The following is a 1,033-nucleotide window of genomic DNA, read 5'->3' as shown; positions in this document are numbered from 1 at the left end:
CCGTTGGCGTTCAGCGGCAGCGCATCCAGCTCCACCCACGCCGTCGGCACCATGTAGTCCGGCAAGCGCCGCCTCAACGCCTCCCTCAGCTCCCGCATCGTCTTCGACGACGACGCCCACCGCGCGACGTACGCCGCCAGCTGCGCTTCTCCCCTCTCGTCCCTCACCACCTGCACCGCCGCTTCGCGCACTCCGTCCAGCCCAGACAGCGCGTGCTCCACCTCGCCCGGCTCTATCCGGTACCCGCGCAGCTTCACCTGCCCATCCTGCCGGCCCAGATATTCCAGGTTGCCATCCGGCAAGTAACGGCCCTGGTCCCCGCTCCGGTACATCCGCCCGCCCGGCTCGCCGTACGGGTCCGGCAGAAATTTCTCCGCCGTCAGCTCCGGCCGGTTCAGATAGCCCCGCGCCAGCCCCGCGCCGCCTATGAAAATCTCACCTCGCGCCCCCGCCGGCACCGGATTCAAATCCTCGTCCAGCAGATAAATCCGCACATTGCCTATCGGCCGGCCTATCGGCAGATTCCGTTCCGCTTCCGCCGGGCCTTCGGTATACAGCGTGCAGTACACCGTCGCCTCGGTCGGACCATAGCCGTTCGCCACCCGCGCGCCCCGGCTGTGCACCCTCACGCTGTTTTCGTTCAACGGCTCCACGCCCACCAGCAGCGTGCCGGGCAAACTGCCCTCCGGCGCTGCCGCCAGCGACCGCACGATGTGCGGCGGCAGGTATGCCACACTCACCCTTTGCCGTCTGGCCCACACCAGGAAATCCTGGGCCTGCGCCCGCGCCTCTTCCGGCGGAATCGCCAGGCTCGCGCCATGGCTCAGCGGCAGCAGCCACTCCCATACCGACACGTCGAAACTCAGCCGCGTCCATAACGAGAAACAGTCGTCGCCGGACACCGGGTAGCGTCGTTGCCAGTCTGCGCACAGATTCGCCGGCCCACGCCGCGGCACCAGCACGCCTTTGGGCGAGCCGGTGGAGCCCGAGGTGTAGATGCAGTACGCCAGGTGATCCGGACCGGCCAGCGGCG

At 68.3% G+C, this 1,033-nt stretch carries 1 protein-coding gene; it reads right to left on the bottom strand.

What is annotated here, in order from left to right:
• Positions 1-1,033 (bottom strand): amino acid adenylation domain-containing protein (locus VL52_RS22920; protein ID WP_046159213.1); only part of this gene is annotated, 1,033 nt, incomplete at both ends.

The organism is Chromobacterium vaccinii, from assembly GCF_000971335.1.
Taxonomy (GTDB): domain Bacteria; phylum Pseudomonadota; class Gammaproteobacteria; order Burkholderiales; family Chromobacteriaceae; genus Chromobacterium; species Chromobacterium vaccinii.
Note: the sequence above shows the minus strand (reverse complement) of the source record. Positions and strands in the feature narration are given on the sequence as shown.